The following is a 15,693-nucleotide window of genomic DNA, read 5'->3' as shown; positions in this document are numbered from 1 at the left end:
CGCGACAGCCAGCAGCCCGCCTTGCCCCGCGCCAGAAAAGAGCCGGACAACCCTATTGCGACTGCCGTGCCGCCTCCGCCACCAGCCGTTGCGCCCGGAAGGCGCTCCACTGCTGGTCGATCATCACCCCGAGCAGAATGACGCCGCCCATGACGGCGAAGTTGAGCGAGGAAGGAATGCCGAGCAGATTGACGAGGTTCTGCAATTCCTGCAGCAGCACCGTGCCCAGCACAGCGCCGACCAGCGAGCCCTCGCCGCCGCGCAGCGAAAACCCGCCCAGCACCGCCGCCGCGATGGCGTAGAGCTCGTAGAACTGGCCGTGGCTGGCCGGCGAGATCGAGCGCGTGTACATGGCGAAATAGATCGCCGACAGCGCCGTCAGCACGCCGCAGATGACATAGGCGGCAATGACGATGCGGTCGGTATGGATGCCCGAATATTTCGCCGCCTCCTCGTTCTTGCCGATGGCGTAGAGATAGCGCCCGAACACCGAGCGGTGCAGCACGATCCACATCACCGCGGCAATGACGATCAGCGCGATGAAGGAGTTGGGAACGCCGTGGAAGCGGCCGGCGGTCAGGAACTCCAGCGACGGGAAATTCTGGCCGAAGGCGAAACCCGCCGTGCCGTCCTTGGTGTAGAAGCGCGCCACGCCGCGATAGATCAGAAGGCCGCACAGCGTCACCACGAAGGGCTGCAGTTTCAGCTTCGCGATCAGCCAGCCGTGCACCAGGCCGACGACGCCGCCGAGCACGATGATCAGCGGCAGCGCCACCGGCCAGGCCATGCCGCGCGTCGCGATCAGGTCGATGAACAGGACGCCGAACAGCGCCACCAGCGAGCCGACGGAAAGCTCGATGCCGCCGGTGATGATGACGAAGGCCTGGCCGATCGACAAGATGCCGAACAGGCCGATCAGGTTGGAGGTGTTGGCGAGGTTGATCGGCAACAGGAAGCGCGGATTGATGGCGGCCACGACGACGCCGACCACCAGGATCAGGATCAGCAGGCCCAGGTCCTTCTTGCTCATGCTCAGCCTCCCTCGCCGCTTCGATTATCGCGGCCCATGCCTCTTTCCGCAGCGACCCTTCCCACGCCGCCCCTCAGGCGACCGGAACCGCCGCCCCTGCGCTTTCCTTGCCCGCCGGCTTGCCGATCGCCAGCAACAGCACGTTCTCCTGGCTGAAATCGTCACGGTCGAGATAGCCGGAGATGCTTCCCTCGTGCATGACAGCGATGCGGTCGGACACGCCGATCACCTCCTCCATGTCGCTGGAGATCATCAGCACGGCGACGCCGGCATCGGCCAGGCCGCGCATCAGCGCATAGATCTCGGCCTTGGCGCCGATGTCGATGCCCCGCGTCGGCTCGTCGAGGATCATCACCTTCGGCTTCATCGCCAGCCATTTGGCGAGCACGACCTTCTGCTGGTTGCCGCCCGACAGCGTGCCGGTGAGCGTGGCGACCGACGGCGCCTTGATGGCGAGGTTCTTCTTCTGCGCCTCGGCCGTCTCGGCCTCGCTGCGTGGCGAGACAAGGTAGCGGCGGGCATGGCGCGGCAGGTCCGGCAGCGAAATATTCTGCGCGATCGGCAGGTCGAGCAGGATGCCGGTCGCCTTGCGGTCCTCCGGCACCAGGAAGATGCCGTTGGCGACGGCGTCGTTCGCCGCCGACAGTGCCAGCGGCTTGCCATCCAGCGCGACCGACCCGCCGAGCCGGCGGTCGATACCGAACAGGACGCGCGCCAGTTCCGTGCGGCCGGAGCCGACCAGCCCGGCAAGACCGAGAATCTCGCCCTTGCACAGGTCGAGATCGACGCGGCATCCCGGATAGGCCGGCGTGCTGACGCCGCGCGCCGACAGCGCCACCGCGCCCGGCTCGCGCGCCGGCGCCAGCGCCTCGCGCGCCTTCAGCGCCCGGCCGATCATCAGCTTGACCATGGCGTCGTGGCCGATCTCGTCCCGGTCCAGCGCGCCGACCAGCGCGCCGTCGCGCATCGCCAGCACCCGGTCCGCCGCCCGCTCGATCTCGTGCAGCCGGTGCGAGATGAAGATGACCGAGATGCCCTGCGCCTTCAGCGCCGCGATGACGGAAAGCAGCCTGTCGGTCTCCGCCACCGGCAGGCTGGAGGTCGGCTCGTCGAGGATGACGAGGCGGGCCTGCATCGACAGCGCCTTGGCGATCTCGACCATCTGCTGCTGGGCGAGCGACAGCGAGGCGACCGGCGCATCGGCGGAAAAGTTGGCGCCGACCTGTTTCAGATAGGGTTCGCAGGCGGCGCGAAGGGCTGCCCGGTCGACCAGCCGCAGCGGTCCGCCGCGCAGCGGCTCACGGCCGAGAAAGACGTTGGCGGCGACGTCCAGATTGTCGAACAGGTTGAGTTCCTGATGCACGAAGGCGATGCCCGCCCGCATGCTGGAACCCACCGTCAGCCGGTCGTGCGGCACCCCGTCGACGGTGATGGCGCCCTGGTCCGGCGCGGTGATGCCGCCGAGGATCTTCATCAGCGTCGACTTGCCGGCGCCGTTCTCGCCGACCAGGCCGATCACCTCGCCGGGCGCCACGCGCATGGAAAAATCCGCCAGCGCGATCACGCCGGGATAGGTCTTGCGGATACCGTCCAGCGCCAGGAAATGCGGCCGCGCGGTCAACCCGGAAGGATCGGATGCCTTCAGCATGCTTTGAGTTTGACGTCGTTTGGCAGCATGGCGCAAGCCGTTTGCTCGAACGACGGGCGGAACCGGTCCGGGGCTGCGGGGGGATAGCCCCGGACCAGGGCCCAGGCCCGCGCTCAGTTGCCGGCCATCGCCTTCAGGTTGGCCGCGTAGGCGTCGACGTCATCCTTGCCGATGATCTTGGTCGGCACGATGATCAGCTTGCTTTCCGGGATGCCGGACTTGTCGCCCTTCACATAGGCCGCCATCAGCTTCATGCCCTGATAGGCCCATTCGAACGGCTGCTGCACGACGGTGCCGGCGATGTTGCCTTCCTTGACGCCACCCAGCGTGATCGGGTCGTCGTCGAAGCCGACGACGGTGATCGAACCCAGCTTGCCGGAATCGCGCAGCGCCTCGTAGATGCGCGGCGTGTTGTAGGAATAGAAGCCGACCATGCAGGTGATGTCGGGATTGGCGACCAGCGCGTCCTCGACATTGGCCTTGGCCCGCGTCTGGTCGATATCGTCGCCGCGCACGTCGACAAGCTCGATCTTGGAACCGGCGAGGCCGTCCTTCATGCCCTGGATGCGCTCCTTAGCGTTGTCGGCGCCGAGCAGGCCGACGAAGCCCATGCACTTGCCGCCGTCCGGCATCGCCTTCTTGGCGATCTCGGCCGCCTGCTTGCCGGCGTCGACGTTGGAGGAGCCGATATAGGCGACGCGGTTGGTCTGCGGCGCGTCGCTGTCGGTGGTGAACAGCGCCGTCTCAGAAGCGATCTTGTTCAGCCCCTCGGTCGAGGTCTTGGGATCGACGGCCGAGACCATGATCGCCTTGACGCCGGCGGTGACGAGATCGTCCATCAGCCGCTGCTGGATGGCGACCGAAGCCTGCTCGGGATATTTCAGCTCCATGTTGAAGTCGGGCAGCTCGCCCTGCGCCTTCTTGACGCCGGCTTCGGCCGCCTTCCAGAAATCGGAGGCGCCGTTGACGACGAAGGCCAGCGTCGGCTTGTCCTGCGCCGACGCCATTGTCGTGGCCGACAGACCGACCAGCAGGGCGCCGATGGCGACTGCGGTGCTGCACAGAATGGATTTCATGCTCGATAACCTCCCTGTTTCATTCAGCGCACGTCGCTGACCCGTTTTCAGTTCGCAGCCTCGATGCTTCCTCCCGCGGGCCCGTGATGGTCCGGACCCTGCCTTGCAAGTGCCGCAGCGTAAAACGGCGCCTCTCGCGAGTAAAGGTATTTGTCAGACAAATAGTGGATCACCTCATGCGTTCCCATTTGTGCCCGACACCTCCCGCAAGCGGCGACGCCTCCGCCCGCCCGGCCCTGCTGCCGCGATGAGATTGACACTACCTGTTGAATTGATATTAGTAAATATAATTAGTAATCACAGGGAAATTTTGTGCCGTCGGCCTGGAACAAGACGTTCCCCGCAACCATGGAAATCATTGCAAACAAAGGATTACACGGCCTCCTGGCGACAGAAAAGCAGCTTCGAAGGTGCATTTATAACGTCGATTTCCTATAAATCGAAACCGCTTCCGGCTCTTGTCGCGCCGCACAGGGCTGCGCTAAAGACGCCACGACGAGGGGTGACGACGCCATGAACGATCCGGACAGTCCTGCCGCAACGGCGCCGGGCCGCCGCAAGGCGGGTCGCGTGAAGGCCGCAGGCGGACGCGTGACGATGACCGACATCGCCAGGGCCGCCGGCTGCTCGCAGGCGACGGTGTCCTTCGTGCTCAACAACACGCCCGGCATAAAGCTGTCGCCGCAGACGCGCGAGCGTGTGACGGAAGCGGCGCGCAGCCTCGGCTACCGCCTGCCCGCCGCCAACACCGGCCGGCAATCCTCCACGGCCACGATGCTCGACGGCGTCATCGGCTTCATGGTCGACCAGCTCGCCACCAGCCCGGAAGCTGTCGTCGCCATCGAAGGCGCGCGCCAGGCCTCCTGGAACGCCGGCAACGTGGTGCTAGTGACGCAGACGATGAACGATCCGGTGATGGAGCCGCGCGCCGTCGAGGCCCTGAAGGCGCAGCGCCTCTCCGGCCTGATCTACATGACCATCTTCACCCGCGAGATCGACGCCCCCGCCTTCCTCTACGAGCTCGACATCCCGGTCGTGCTGCTCAACTGCCACACGGCCGACTACGCTTTTCCCGCCGTGGTGCCGAGCGAGATCGCCGGCGGCCAGACGGCGACGCGCCACCTGATCGGCCACGGCCACCGCCGCATCGCCACCATCACCGGCGAGCCGTGGATGCAGGCCGCGCAGGACCGCTTGAAAGGCTATCGCAGGGCGCTCGCCACCGCCGACATCCCTTTCGATCCCGATCTGGTGATCGAGGGCGACTGGTCGGCCAGCGCCGGCTACGCCGCGACCGTCAGGCTGCTGGCGCTGAAGGAGCGCCCGACCGCCATCTTCTGCCAGAACGACCGCACGGCGATCGGCTGCTACGAGGCGCTGAAGGAAGCCGGCCTGCACATCCCACAGGATATGTCCGTCATCGGCTATGACGACGAGGAGATCGCGCGCCACCTGTTCCCGCCGCTGACGACGTCGATCCTGCCGCACCTTGCCATGGGACAATGGGCGATCGAACAACTGGAAACGCCGCCCGCCGCCGGCGGCCGGCATCCGATCGTCAAGCTGGAATGCCCGCTGGTCGAACGCCAGTCTGTAGCCGCCCCGCCGAAGCGGAAAGGCTGACCCCGGACGAACGACAGGGAGCCCGGCTCGCCGGGCTCCCGTCAAAGACGTCTACTTCTGCAGGTCGGTCCAGATGCGCGTATAGAGCTGCTGCACGTCGGGTTCGCAGGTGGCGAGGAACTCGCCCGCCTTCTCGAACTCGGGCGGCACGACGAGTTCCGGCGCGTCCTGCATTTCCTTCGGCATGAACTCCTTCGAGCCCTTGATGCCGTTGGCGTATTTGGCGAAGGCCGATATCAGCGCCGCATTGTCCGGCTCCATGATGAAGTTCATGAACAATTTGGCGTTGTCGACGTTCTTGGCGTCCTTCAGGATCGCAACGCTGTCCATGAAATAGGGGAAGCCCTCCTTCGGATAGCCGAACTTGATATCCGGGTTCTTGATGCGCGAGCGCATGATGGCGCCGTTCCAGTAATAGACTGCGGAATAGTCGCCGGCCGGCAGCTTCTCCGTCACGCTGTAATCCATGGCCAGCCACTTCGGCTTCGCCTCGACCAGCTTGTCGCGCACCTTCTTGAGCAGCTCCTTGTCCTGCGTGCACCAGTCGCCGCCGAAATACTTGATGGTGGCGAACAGCACGTCGTTCATTTCCGGCGCGACGTTGATCTTGCCGACCAGTTCCTTCGGCGGATCGAGCCAGATCGCCGAGGTGTTGATGTCGCCGCCATAGACCTTGGTGTTGACGCCGATCCCCGTCAGGCCCCACTGCCACGGCACGGTGTAGTGGCGCCCTTCGTCCCACGGCACGTTGACCCAGCGCTCGTCGACGTTCTTGAAGTTTTCCATCTGGTCGGGACGGGCTTCGAGCAGCAGGCCTTCCTTCACCCAGATCGGCACGTAGTTGGCCGAAGGCACGACGATGTCGAAGCCATGGCCGCCGGCGCGCACCTTGGCGAGCGCGGTGTCGTTGGAATCGTAGTCGGTGATCGTCACCTTGACGTTGTATTTTTCCTCGAACTTCTTGATCAGGTCCGGGCTGGTGTAGTCACCCCAGTTGAAGATGTTGAGTTCGCCGTCCGCGGCCGCGCTGCCGGTGAAGGCGAACGCCGCGAGCGTCGCCGCAAGGGCGGTGGTCTTCCATCTCATTTTCGGTCTCCCATTGTGTTGCGATTGTTCATGGCTTGCGCCGGTTGACGAAGAAGAACACGGTAACGAGCAGGACCGACAGGGCCAGGAACACCGTGGCGATGGCGTTGATCTCCGGCGTCGTCTCGCGCCGCAGCTGGCCGAGCATGTAGGTCGGCAGCGTATCCTGCCCGCCCGACTTGACGAATTCGGTGATGACCACGTCGTCGAGCGAGATGACGAAGGCGAGCATGAAACCGGCGATGATCGCCGGCCTTAGCAGCGGCAGCGTCACATGGCGGAACGTCCGCCAGGGGTTCGCGTAGAGGTCGGCCGCCGCCTGTTCCAGCTTCAGGTCCATGCCTTCCAGCCGCGCCCGGATCGGCAGATAGGCGAACGGGATGCAGAAGGCCGTGTGGGCGAGGACGAGGTAGCCGAGGCCGGAATAGCCGGTCCACACCTTGATGCGTGAGAACACGATCAGGAGCGCCACGGCAGTGACGATCTCGGGCACCATCAGCGGCTGGTTGATGAACGCATATTTGAAGGTCAGGCCCGGATAGGGCGGCGTGCGCGTCGTCGCCAGCGCGGCCATGGTGGCCACGACGGTCGACAGGGCGGCGGCCCATACCGCCAGCACCAGCGAACGGATCGACGCGTCCTGCACGGTCGAGTTCTGCCAGGCGGAAATGAACCAGCGCAGCGACAGCCCGTCCCAGCGCGACAGCGAATCCGCCGCGTTGAACGAATAGGCGACGAGTGCGGCGATCGGCAGGTAAAGCGCGAAGAAGGTCAGCAACGCCACGAAGCCGAAGCCGGGCTGCGCGCGGATGTCGAAGGGCCTTTTAGCCATGGCCGGCCTCCGAGCGGGAGACGTTGCGCACGTAGAACAGCAGCGCCACCATCACCAGCGCCATCAGGGTTATGGAAATGGCCGCGCCCAGCGGCCAGTTGCGGCCGGCGCCGAACTGCAATTCGATCAGGTTGCCCAGCATCATGTTCTTGCCGCCGCCGAGCACGCGCGGGATGACGTAGGCGCCGAGCGACGGGATGAAGACGAGGATCGAGCCGGCGATGACGCCGGGCTTGACCAGCGGCAGGATGATGCGCCGCAGCACCTGCCAGCGCGAGGCATAGAGGTCGTAGCCTGCCTCGATCAGGCGGAAGTCCAGTTTTTCCATCGAGGCATAAAGCGGCAGCACCATCAGCGGCAGGTAGACGTAGACCATGCCGAGCAGGATGGCGGTATCCGTGTTCATGATCTGCAACGGCCGGTCGAGGATGCCGAGCTGGATCAGCGCGGTGTTGACCAGCCCCTCGTTGCGGATCACCTGCTGCATGGCGAAGGTGCGGATCAAAAGGTTCGTCCAGAACGGGATGGTGACGAGGAAGACCCAGACCTCGCGCGTCTTCGGCGGCCGGGTGGAGATGAAATAGGCGGTCGGGAAGCCGAAGATCAGCGTCAGCACGGTGGTGTAGAAGGACAGCCGGACCGACCGCCACAGGATCGTCAGATGGGCGTCGGCAAGGCCGAGCGTATCGTCGAAGATGTCGCGCTCGAACAGCACCGAGGTCCAGCCGTCCAGCGAGAAGGTGCCGAACTTAACGTCGCCGTAGTCGCCTTTCACCATGAAGGAATAGGCCAGCATGACGAACAGCGGGCCGATCGCGGCGACGAAGATGATGATAAGCGCCGGTGCCGAAAGCAGCCAGCGGTCGCGTATGTCCTTGCGGTCTGCGGCTCGGGCGATTTCCTCGGCGCTCGCCATCGTCAGTCCTTCAGGACCTGCGCGGCGTCGGCGCCGATCAGCACCCGGGCGCGGCTGCCCTGCGTCAGTCCCTCGCCGCCGCCACGGCTGTTCTGCCGCCGCACGATGAAGGGCGAACCGTCGTCGAGCCGCAGGTGGAAATGTGTATCCGTGCCGAGATAGACGACGTTTTCCACCGTCCCGCTGAGCGAGGCGTCACCGTTCGCGGCGGCGAGCTGCGCATGCTCGGGGCGCACGACGATCGTCACCGCGCCGCTCGGCGAAAAACCCTCCGGCAGCGAGGCGGGGATTTCGGCGCCCGACGACAGCCTCACCGTCGCACGCCCGCCTGCCGTGCCGGCGATTTCTCCCTTGAGGAAATTGCTCTCGCCGATGAAGTCGGCGACGAAGCGCTCGGCCGGGCGGTCGTAGATATCGCGCGGCGCGCCGACCTGGAGAATTTTGCCCGCCGACATCACCGCGATGCGGTCGGACATGGTCAGCGCTTCCTCCTGGTCGTGGGTGACGAAGATGAAGGTGATGCCCGTCTCGCCCTGCAGCCGCTTCAGCTCGATCTGCATGTCCTTGCGCAGCTTGTAGTCGAGCGCCGAAAGCGGTTCGTCGAGCAGCAGCACCTTGGGTTGCGGCGCCAGTGCGCGGGCCAGCGCCACGCGCTGCTGCTGGCCACCGGAAATCTGGCTGGTGCGGCGGTTGGCGAGCTGTTCCATGCGCACCAGCTTCAGCATCTCGGCGACGCGCGCCTTCACCTCGGCCTTCGGCCTGTCCAGCATCTCCAGCCCGAAGCCGATGTTCTCCGCCACCGTCATGTGCGGAAACAGCGCGTAGGACTGGAAGACGGTGTTGACCGGCCGCTTGAAGGGCGGCAGCGGCGCGATGTCGTCGCCGTAGAGCAGGATCTCGCCGGCGCTCGGATAGTCGAAGCCGGCGATGAGCCGCAGAAGCGTGGTCTTGCCGCAGCCGGACGGCCCCAGAAGCGTGAAGAACTCGTTCTCGCGGATGGGGACGGACACCGTGTCCAGCGCCACGACAGCATTTTCCCCTGCACCGAAGACCTTGCGGACGCCGCGGATTTCGATGGCATTCCTGTCGGGCACACTCCACCCCATTGCTGCGGGCCCGCTCTTGCCGGCGGATCCTGTTCCCTCTCCCGATTGTCACCACAAGCGGCGGAGCTTGGCAACCGGGCCGATCAAAATGACGACGGCATTTGCAAGCACGTCATGCGCCGGCCGGACGCATCGAAGACGGCAGGGCTTTGACAGTTCGGCGCGGCGCTGCTCAAAGACGGGGCATGTCGAAAGTCTTCGCCGTCCTGATCCTCGCCATGATGGTGGTCCATCTTTTCAAGCCGCTCGGCCTGCCCGGCCTCAGGCGGCGCGCCGACTTCTGGAAACTGGCGGTTCTGGCACTGGCGGCGATCTCATTGACGGCGGCGCTCAGCCACTGGACCTGATTCGGTTCAGGGACCGTCGCCGAGGACGAGCGGCGCTAGGTGCTCAGCCCAGGCACGGTAGCCGGCCGCCGAGGCATGGAAGCCGTCGTCCGAAAACCCCGCCTGCGGATCGGTGATCGGCAGGCGCGGCAGAGGCACCGCCCCGCGCTCGTTGCACAGGCGTTCGCCCATGCGGTTCATCTCCTGCGCGCGGACTTCGAGGATTTTGCCGAGCAGGCCGGGCATCGCCGGTGCGCGGGTGAACTCCAGCACCGGCGACCACAGCACGCGCGCCTCGGGCCACTTGGCCCTCAACGCATAGAGCAGGCCGCCGAAGTCCTTCTTGAAGCGCGGCACGGAATGGAAATTCTTGGTGTCGTTGGTGCCGATGGCGAGCACGATGTGCGTCCACGGCTCGGGCGCGAGGTTGGGCAGGACGAAATCGCGGATCTGGCCCGAGGTCGCCGAATTGAAACCGGCGGCGCGCCAGCGCACGGCACGTCCGGTCCGCTCGTTGAGAAGTTGGGCGAGATGGCTGGCAAGACCTTCCTCGGTGCGATCGATGCCGACCGAGGCGGCGGAGGAATCGCCGAGCACCAGAAGCGCGAGCGCCGGTTCGGCGCCGGCGAGCGCATGCATCACCGGGCCTTCGGCCGGCAGCATGCGCGCCGTGCGGCGGCGCACGCCGAGCCCCTGCCAGGCATAGACGGGAAAGGCGAGCCAGGTGAGCGCGGCGGCGAGGCGGGACATGAGGGCAAGGCGTCCGTTGCTGAAAACGCCGAGCCTTACCCTATCGCCGCGCCGAGGTGAACCGCTGTCGCGACCGCACCCGGCCTCAGTGGCAGCAGCTTTCGCCGGAGCCGCTGTCGTCCTCGTACTCGTCGTGCAGCCGCACCCAGGCCATCATGCCACGGCCGTCTTCGTTGCGGCCCTTGGGCACCATGTCGAGATAGTCGTAGGCGGTGATCAGCGGCTCGCCGCCGCGCGCCCGCGTCGTGAAGGTAAGAAAGATATTGCCCTGGTCGTCCTTGAAGAAAACGCTGGCGCCCGGCAGGTCGCGCGAGGTGAACGCCTTCTTCTCGAAATTGTAGACCGTCTCGCCTTCGGCGATCTGCCCGGCGGTGAAGGACACCTGCAAGTCGAAGTTGAAGTCGCTGGCATAGGACGACACCCAGTCGAACTTCCAACCCATGCGCCGCTTGTAGGGCACAAGTTCGGCCAGCGGCGCGCGCGCCGCAACGACCAGCGACACGTCGTTGTGCTTGAGATGCTGCTCGGCGCCGTCGATATGGTCGGCCAGCAGCGAGCAGCCCTCACAGCGGTAGTCGGCACCGGGCGGAAACATGAAATGGTAGACAATGAGCTGGCTGCGGCCCTTGAACAGGTCGGCCAGATATTCGGGACCGCGTTCCGTCTCGAACACATAGTCCTTGCGGATTTTCAGCCACGGCAGGGCGCGCCGCTCGGCGGCGATCCTGTCGCGCAAGCGCGTCAACTCCTTCTCGCGCTTGAGGTGCTCCTTGTGCGCGGCGAACCATTCGGATTGGGGAACGATCTTGTTCTTCGACATCGAAAACTCCTTCCTTTGTCTTCATGACGTTCGGGAAGGACGATTTGCGACAATGGCTCGAAAAAATATCCGGATACCCCGGCGCAAGCAAAAGCCGGGCGCGAGGCCCGGCTTCGTCATGCTGCATTCGATCGTCGCGCGAGCGGCTATGCCTTCACGCTGGAGGCGTCGAAAATGCTGTCGATCGCCGACGCCAAGGCCGCGTTGAACTCGGCGTCGCTCTGCTGCGCAGTCAACCCCTCGGTCAGCGCGCGCGAGAAGGAGGCGATCATGCCGACATTGTGCCTGAGCTTGTCGTTCGCCTCGTCGCGGGAATAGCCGCCCGACAGCGCGACCACGCGCATGACGCGCGGATCGTCGATCAGCGGCTTGTAGAGGTTCGGCTTGGTCGGCAGCGTCAGCTTCAGCATCACCTTACTGCCGGCCGGCACGTCGTCGAGATGCTTCTTGATCTCGCCGAGCAGGATGTCCTCGGCTTCCGCCTTGTCGGGGATCGAGATCGTGACTTCCGGCTCGATGATCGGCACGAGACCATGCGACAGCACCTGCCGGCCGACCTCGAACTGCTGGGCGACGATCGCCGCGATGCCTTGTCGGTTCGCCGCGTCGATGACCGAACGTTCCTTGGTGCCGAAGATTCCCTTGGCGACGGCACGCTTCAAGAGCGCGTCGAGGTCCGGCATCGGCTTCATCAGCTTGACGCCGTCCTTCTCCTCGGCCAGACCCTTGTCGATCTTCAGGAAGGGCACGACATGGCGCTTTTCCCAAAGGTACTGCGCGGTCGGGATGCCGTCGATGTCGCGGTCCATCGTCTGCTCGAATAGGATCGCGCCCATGATCTTGTCGCCTGTGAAGGCGGGCGCCTTGATGATGCGCGTGCGCATCTGGTGGACGAGGTCGAACATCTCGGCGTCGCTCGACCAGGCGCTCTGGTCGATGCCATAGAGCTTGAGCGCCTTCGGCGTCGAGCCGCCCGACTGGTCGAGCGCCGCAATGAAACCGTCCTTGTGTGCGGCCTGCGCGGCCATGTCCTTGTTCATCTCGTTCTCCCGCATTGTCTGTCTGGCGCTTAACAGAAGAAAATTTTCGATGGAATGCCAGCAAAAACCTTGAATCGATTGAATGATATCACTTGCGATGTGGAAGTGTTTCATCCTGCCCTGCGACCGGCAAGATGAACATCGCCGCTAGGCCTTCAGCACGTCCACGCCCGGCAGCGGCTTGCCTTCCATCCATTCGAGGAAGGCGCCACCAGCGGTCGACACATAGGTGAAGTCGTCGGCCACGCCGGCATGGTTCAGCGCCGCCACCGTGTCGCCGCCGCCGGCGACCGACACCAGCTTGCCCGCCTTCGTGCGAGCCGCCGCGTGCTTCGCCGCGGCAACCGTCGCGGCGTCGAAGGGCGCGATCTCGAAGGCGCCGAGCGGACCGTTCCAGACCAGGGTGGCGGCGCGGTCGATCCACTGGTTGACCGCCTCGACGGTCTTCGGCCCGACATCGAGGATCATGGCGTCGGCCGGCACCTCGGCGATGGCGACCGTCTCGCTCGCCGCGCCCGCCTTGAACTCGCGCGCCACCACGCCGTCGACAGGCAGGATGAGGGCGCAGCCCGCTTCGGCCGCCTCGATCATGATCTGCTTGGCGGTGCCGGCGAGATCGTGCTCGCACAGCGACTTGCCGACATCGGTACCGCGCGCGGCCAGGAACGTGTTGGCCATGCCGCCGCCGATGACCAGCGCGTCGACCTTTTTCACGAGGTTCATCAACAGGTCGATCTTGGTCGACACCTTGGCGCCGCCGACGATGGCGACGACCGGCTTGACCGGGTTGCCGAGGCCCTTTTCCAGCGCTTCCAGCTCGGCCTGCATGGTGCGGCCGGCGAACGCCGGCAAAAGGTGGGCCAGCCCCTCGGTCGAGCAGTGGGCGCGGTGCGCGGCCGAGAAGGCGTCGTTGACGTAGAGGTCGCCGTTGGCGGCCAGCGCCTTGCTGAAATCGGGATCGTTCTTTTCCTCGCCCTTGTGGAAGCGGGTGTTCTCCAGCAGCAGGATATCGCCGTTCTTCATCTTCGCCACGGCGTCGGCGGCCTCCTTGCCGATGCAGTCGGCGGCGAAGGCGACCGGCCTGCCGACAAGGGCCTCGACGGCGTTGACGATGGGATCGAGCGAGAATTCCGGCGACGGCGCGCCCTTCGGCCGGCCGAAATGCGCCAGCAGGATGACCTTGGCGCCCTTCTTCGACAATTCGTCGAGGGTCGGAACGATGCGCTCGATGCGGGTGGTGTCGCTGACCTTACCGTCGGCGACGGGCACGTTCAGATCGACGCGCACCAGAACGCGCTTGCCGGCGATGGTGCCGATGTCGTCCAATGTCTTGAAACCAGCCATTTCCGATCCTTCCTGAAAGCCGCCGGACCATACAAGGCCGCGCGCACGATGCAAGACGCGCCCGGCGGTTGACGAAAATCGCTCAGAGCCTTTTTGAAAAACCGTCAGGCCGTTTGCAGCCCGGCCTGACGGAATTTTTAAAAGGGCTCTCAGGCGGCGGTGCCCAGCGGCGTGTCGGACGGGTCTTCCGGCGCATCGTCGTTGGACGGCTTGGGGCGCTCCGCTGCCGCCTCGCGCGCCGGTCCCGGCGGCGCCTTGTCAGATGCAGCCGCCTTCAGCTGCCTGCGCGCGGCAAGCCAGGCTTTCAGCCGATCCCGGATCTCGCCGGCGCTGAGGAAGACCGGCACGCGCGCCACCGGCGCGGTCGGCTCGAAGGAGAGGCCGAGTGCCGTGATCCGGCCCTTGTCGTCGACGTCGCGCACGATCAGCTCGATCGGGCCGATGGAGACGCGGTCGGCATACTCTGCCTTGCCGCCCAGCCGTTCGAGCACAAGCGCCGCGACCGTCAGCTTGCGGTCCTCCTCGCCGAGGCCGACGGAATAGGCGCTGTCCAGTTCCGCCGCCGGCCGTGCCGGATCGACGGCGAAGGCGCCGAAGAAATCGGCGTCCTCCGGGTCGACCGCCGCCCGGCTGGCGAACAGCTTGTCGAGCAGTTGCGGATACCGGTCAGGCACGAAGATGTAGACATAGTCGCCGGCGGTCACGCGGCCGACGTCCTGGAAGCGCATGGCGCGCCCCTCGCGCACCACCAGCGAGGGCCGCGCCCAGCGCGGGATGCGCTCGCCGCGCGCCACCGGGCTGCCCGGCACGATCCTGTAGGCGAGCAGTTCGTGGCGGGCCGCGCCCGGCAGTTCGAGATTGACCTTGTCGAGCGGGCCGATGCGGGCGGGCACGATGAGGCCGAGGCGCCGCGCCAGCGGTCCGACCGTCCAGCCCTGCACCACCAACGACACCAGCACGATGATGAAGGCGGAATTGAAGATCAGCCGTCCGTGCTCCAGCCCGCCGAGCAGCGGCGTGATCGCAAGCAGGATGGAGACGGCGCCGCGCAGGCCCACCCACGACACGAAGGCGACTTCCGGTCGCGGCAGGCGAAAGGGCATGAGGCACAACCAGACGGCGAGCGGCCGGGCGACGAACATCAGGATGAGGCCGAGCGCCACCGCCGGCAACAGCAATTCCGGAAACTGCGAGGGCGTCGCGAACAGGCCGAGGATCAGGAACATGATGATCTGCGCCAGCCACGATATGCCGTCCTGGAAGCGCTTCAGCACGGTGACGGCGCGGATGTCGGAATTGCCGGCGACCATGCCGGCGAGGTAGACGGCGAGGAAGCCTGAACCGCCGATGGCGCCGGCGGCTGCGAACACCATCAGCGACAGGGTGATGACGAAGATCGGCAACAGGCCGGAATCCAACTGCAGCCGCTCGACCAGCCTGACGATTCCCATGCCGCCCAGCAGGCCGACGACGGCGCCGAGCCCCATCGAGACGAAGAAGCCGAGGATGAGGTCGGTAACCAATACCTTGGCTTCCGGATTGGCGCCGGCGGCGATCACCTCGACGAGCGTGATGGTGAGGAAGATGGCGATCGGGTCATTGGTGCCGGATTCGACCTCGAGGACCGAGCGCACACGCTCGCGCAGGTTGATCTCGCCGGCGCGCAAAAGGAAGAACACGGCGGCGGCGTCGGTGGAGGCGACGGAAGCGCCGAGCAGGAAGCTCTCCAGCCAGCCGAGATGGAGCAGGTAGAAGGCGGCGACGCCGAAAATGCCGGTGGTGAGCACGACGCCGACAGTCGCCAGCGACAGCGCCGGCCCGGCCGCCTGCTTCATCACCTTGAGCGGCGTGCCGAAGCCCGAATCGAACAGGATGACCGCCAGCGCCAGTGAGCCGGCAAAATAGGCGAAACGGGCGTTGTCGAACTGGATGCCGAGGCCGTCGCTGCCCGACGCCAGACCGATGCAGAGGAACAGAAGCAGCAGCGGGGCGCCGAAACGAAAGGCGATCAGGCTCGAAAACGCGGCGGCGACGACCAGGCCGGTGCCAACCAGCGTGACGAGATAGATCGCATGTTCCATGCGCTATGGGCCCCC

The 15,693-nt window shown here is 65.6% G+C and carries 14 protein-coding genes; 2 read left to right on the top strand and 12 right to left on the bottom strand.

Annotation, left to right across the window (positions count from 1 at the left end):
• Positions 1-52 precede the first annotated feature (52 nt).
• The 3 genes from E6C48_RS10300 to E6C48_RS10290 all read right to left on the bottom strand — a co-directional run bounded on the left by E6C48_RS10300 (position 53) and on the right by E6C48_RS10290 (position 3,754).
• Complete coding sequence (locus tag E6C48_RS10300; RefSeq protein ID WP_136356811.1) at positions 53-1,030, bottom strand: ABC transporter permease; 978 nt, start codon at positions 1,028-1,030, stop codon at positions 53-55.
• A 73-nt stretch (positions 1,031-1,103) separates the two neighbouring features.
• The gene (locus tag E6C48_RS10295; RefSeq protein WP_136356809.1) at positions 1,104-2,678 is read right to left on the bottom strand and encodes a sugar ABC transporter ATP-binding protein; all 1,575 of its coding nucleotides are present in this window, start codon (positions 2,676-2,678) and stop codon (positions 1,104-1,106) included.
• Positions 2,679-2,791: 113 nt separating this feature from the next.
• Positions 2,792-3,754 (bottom strand): sugar-binding protein, encoded by a 963-nt coding sequence (locus E6C48_RS10290; protein ID WP_136356807.1) that lies wholly within the window; start codon positions 3,752-3,754, stop codon positions 2,792-2,794.
• A gap of 513 nt (positions 3,755-4,267) precedes the next feature.
• Here E6C48_RS10290 and E6C48_RS10285 point away from each other — a divergent pair.
• On the top strand, positions 4,268-5,377 hold the full coding sequence (locus E6C48_RS10285) for a LacI family DNA-binding transcriptional regulator (RefSeq protein WP_168734498.1): 1,110 nt from the start codon (positions 4,268-4,270) through the stop codon (positions 5,375-5,377).
• A gap of 51 nt (positions 5,378-5,428) precedes the next feature.
• Here the strand turns inward: E6C48_RS10285 and E6C48_RS10280 are convergent, their stop codons facing one another.
• Genes E6C48_RS10280 through E6C48_RS10265 form a run of 4 tightly spaced genes read right to left on the bottom strand, consistent with a single transcriptional unit; the run spans position 5,429 to position 9,317 of the window.
• The gene (locus E6C48_RS10280) at positions 5,429-6,463 is read right to left on the bottom strand and encodes an extracellular solute-binding protein (RefSeq protein WP_136356805.1); all 1,035 of its coding nucleotides are present in this window, start codon (positions 6,461-6,463) and stop codon (positions 5,429-5,431) included.
• Between the two features lie 28 nt (positions 6,464-6,491).
• Positions 6,492-7,295 (bottom strand): ABC transporter permease, encoded by an 804-nt coding sequence (locus E6C48_RS10275; RefSeq protein ID WP_136356803.1) that lies wholly within the window; start codon positions 7,293-7,295, stop codon positions 6,492-6,494.
• Complete coding sequence (locus tag E6C48_RS10270; RefSeq protein WP_136356801.1) at positions 7,288-8,211, bottom strand: ABC transporter permease; 924 nt, start codon at positions 8,209-8,211, stop codon at positions 7,288-7,290. The genes E6C48_RS10275 and E6C48_RS10270 overlap by 8 nt, the downstream gene beginning before the upstream one ends.
• Before the next feature lie 2 nt (positions 8,212-8,213).
• On the bottom strand, positions 8,214-9,317 hold the full coding sequence (locus tag E6C48_RS10265; RefSeq protein WP_136356799.1) for an ABC transporter ATP-binding protein: 1,104 nt from the start codon (positions 9,315-9,317) through the stop codon (positions 8,214-8,216).
• A 185-nt stretch (positions 9,318-9,502) separates the two neighbouring features.
• Here E6C48_RS10265 and E6C48_RS22525 point away from each other — a divergent pair, with 185 nt between their 5' ends.
• Positions 9,503-9,664, top strand: coding sequence for a hypothetical protein (locus E6C48_RS22525; protein ID WP_168734497.1), 162 nt, complete (start codon positions 9,503-9,505; stop codon positions 9,662-9,664).
• Between the two features lie 6 nt (positions 9,665-9,670).
• Here E6C48_RS22525 and E6C48_RS10260 read toward each other — a convergent pair whose 3' ends face one another.
• The 5 genes from E6C48_RS10260 to E6C48_RS10240 all read right to left on the bottom strand — a co-directional run bounded on the left by E6C48_RS10260 (position 9,671) and on the right by E6C48_RS10240 (position 15,678).
• Positions 9,671-10,393 carry an SGNH/GDSL hydrolase family protein gene (locus E6C48_RS10260; RefSeq protein ID WP_136356796.1) on the bottom strand — a complete coding sequence of 241 codons (723 nt, stop codon included), beginning with the start codon at positions 10,391-10,393 and terminating at the stop codon, positions 9,671-9,673.
• 85 nt (positions 10,394-10,478) lie between these two features.
• On the bottom strand, positions 10,479-11,213 hold the full coding sequence (locus E6C48_RS10255; RefSeq protein WP_136356794.1) for a DUF899 domain-containing protein: 735 nt from the start codon (positions 11,211-11,213) through the stop codon (positions 10,479-10,481).
• Positions 11,214-11,359: 146 nt separating this feature from the next.
• Positions 11,360-12,253: a fructose bisphosphate aldolase gene (locus E6C48_RS10250; RefSeq protein ID WP_136356792.1), complete on the bottom strand. Its 894-nt coding sequence runs from the start codon at positions 12,251-12,253 to the stop codon at positions 11,360-11,362.
• Between the two features lie 147 nt (positions 12,254-12,400).
• A complete protein-coding gene (locus tag E6C48_RS10245; protein WP_136356790.1) occupies positions 12,401-13,597 on the bottom strand; it encodes a phosphoglycerate kinase in 1,197 nt (398 codons plus the stop codon).
• A 149-nt stretch (positions 13,598-13,746) separates the two neighbouring features.
• Positions 13,747-15,678 carry a potassium/proton antiporter gene (locus E6C48_RS10240; protein ID WP_136356788.1) on the bottom strand — a complete coding sequence of 644 codons (1,932 nt, stop codon included), beginning with the start codon at positions 15,676-15,678 and terminating at the stop codon, positions 13,747-13,749.
• Between the last annotated feature and the right edge of the window lie 15 nt (positions 15,679-15,693).

The organism is Ollibium composti (genome assembly GCF_004801285.1).
Lineage (GTDB): Bacteria > Pseudomonadota > Alphaproteobacteria > Rhizobiales > Rhizobiaceae > Mesorhizobium > Mesorhizobium composti.
The sequence above is the reverse complement of the archived record's forward strand: the minus strand, read 5'-3'. Positions and strand labels throughout refer to the sequence as shown.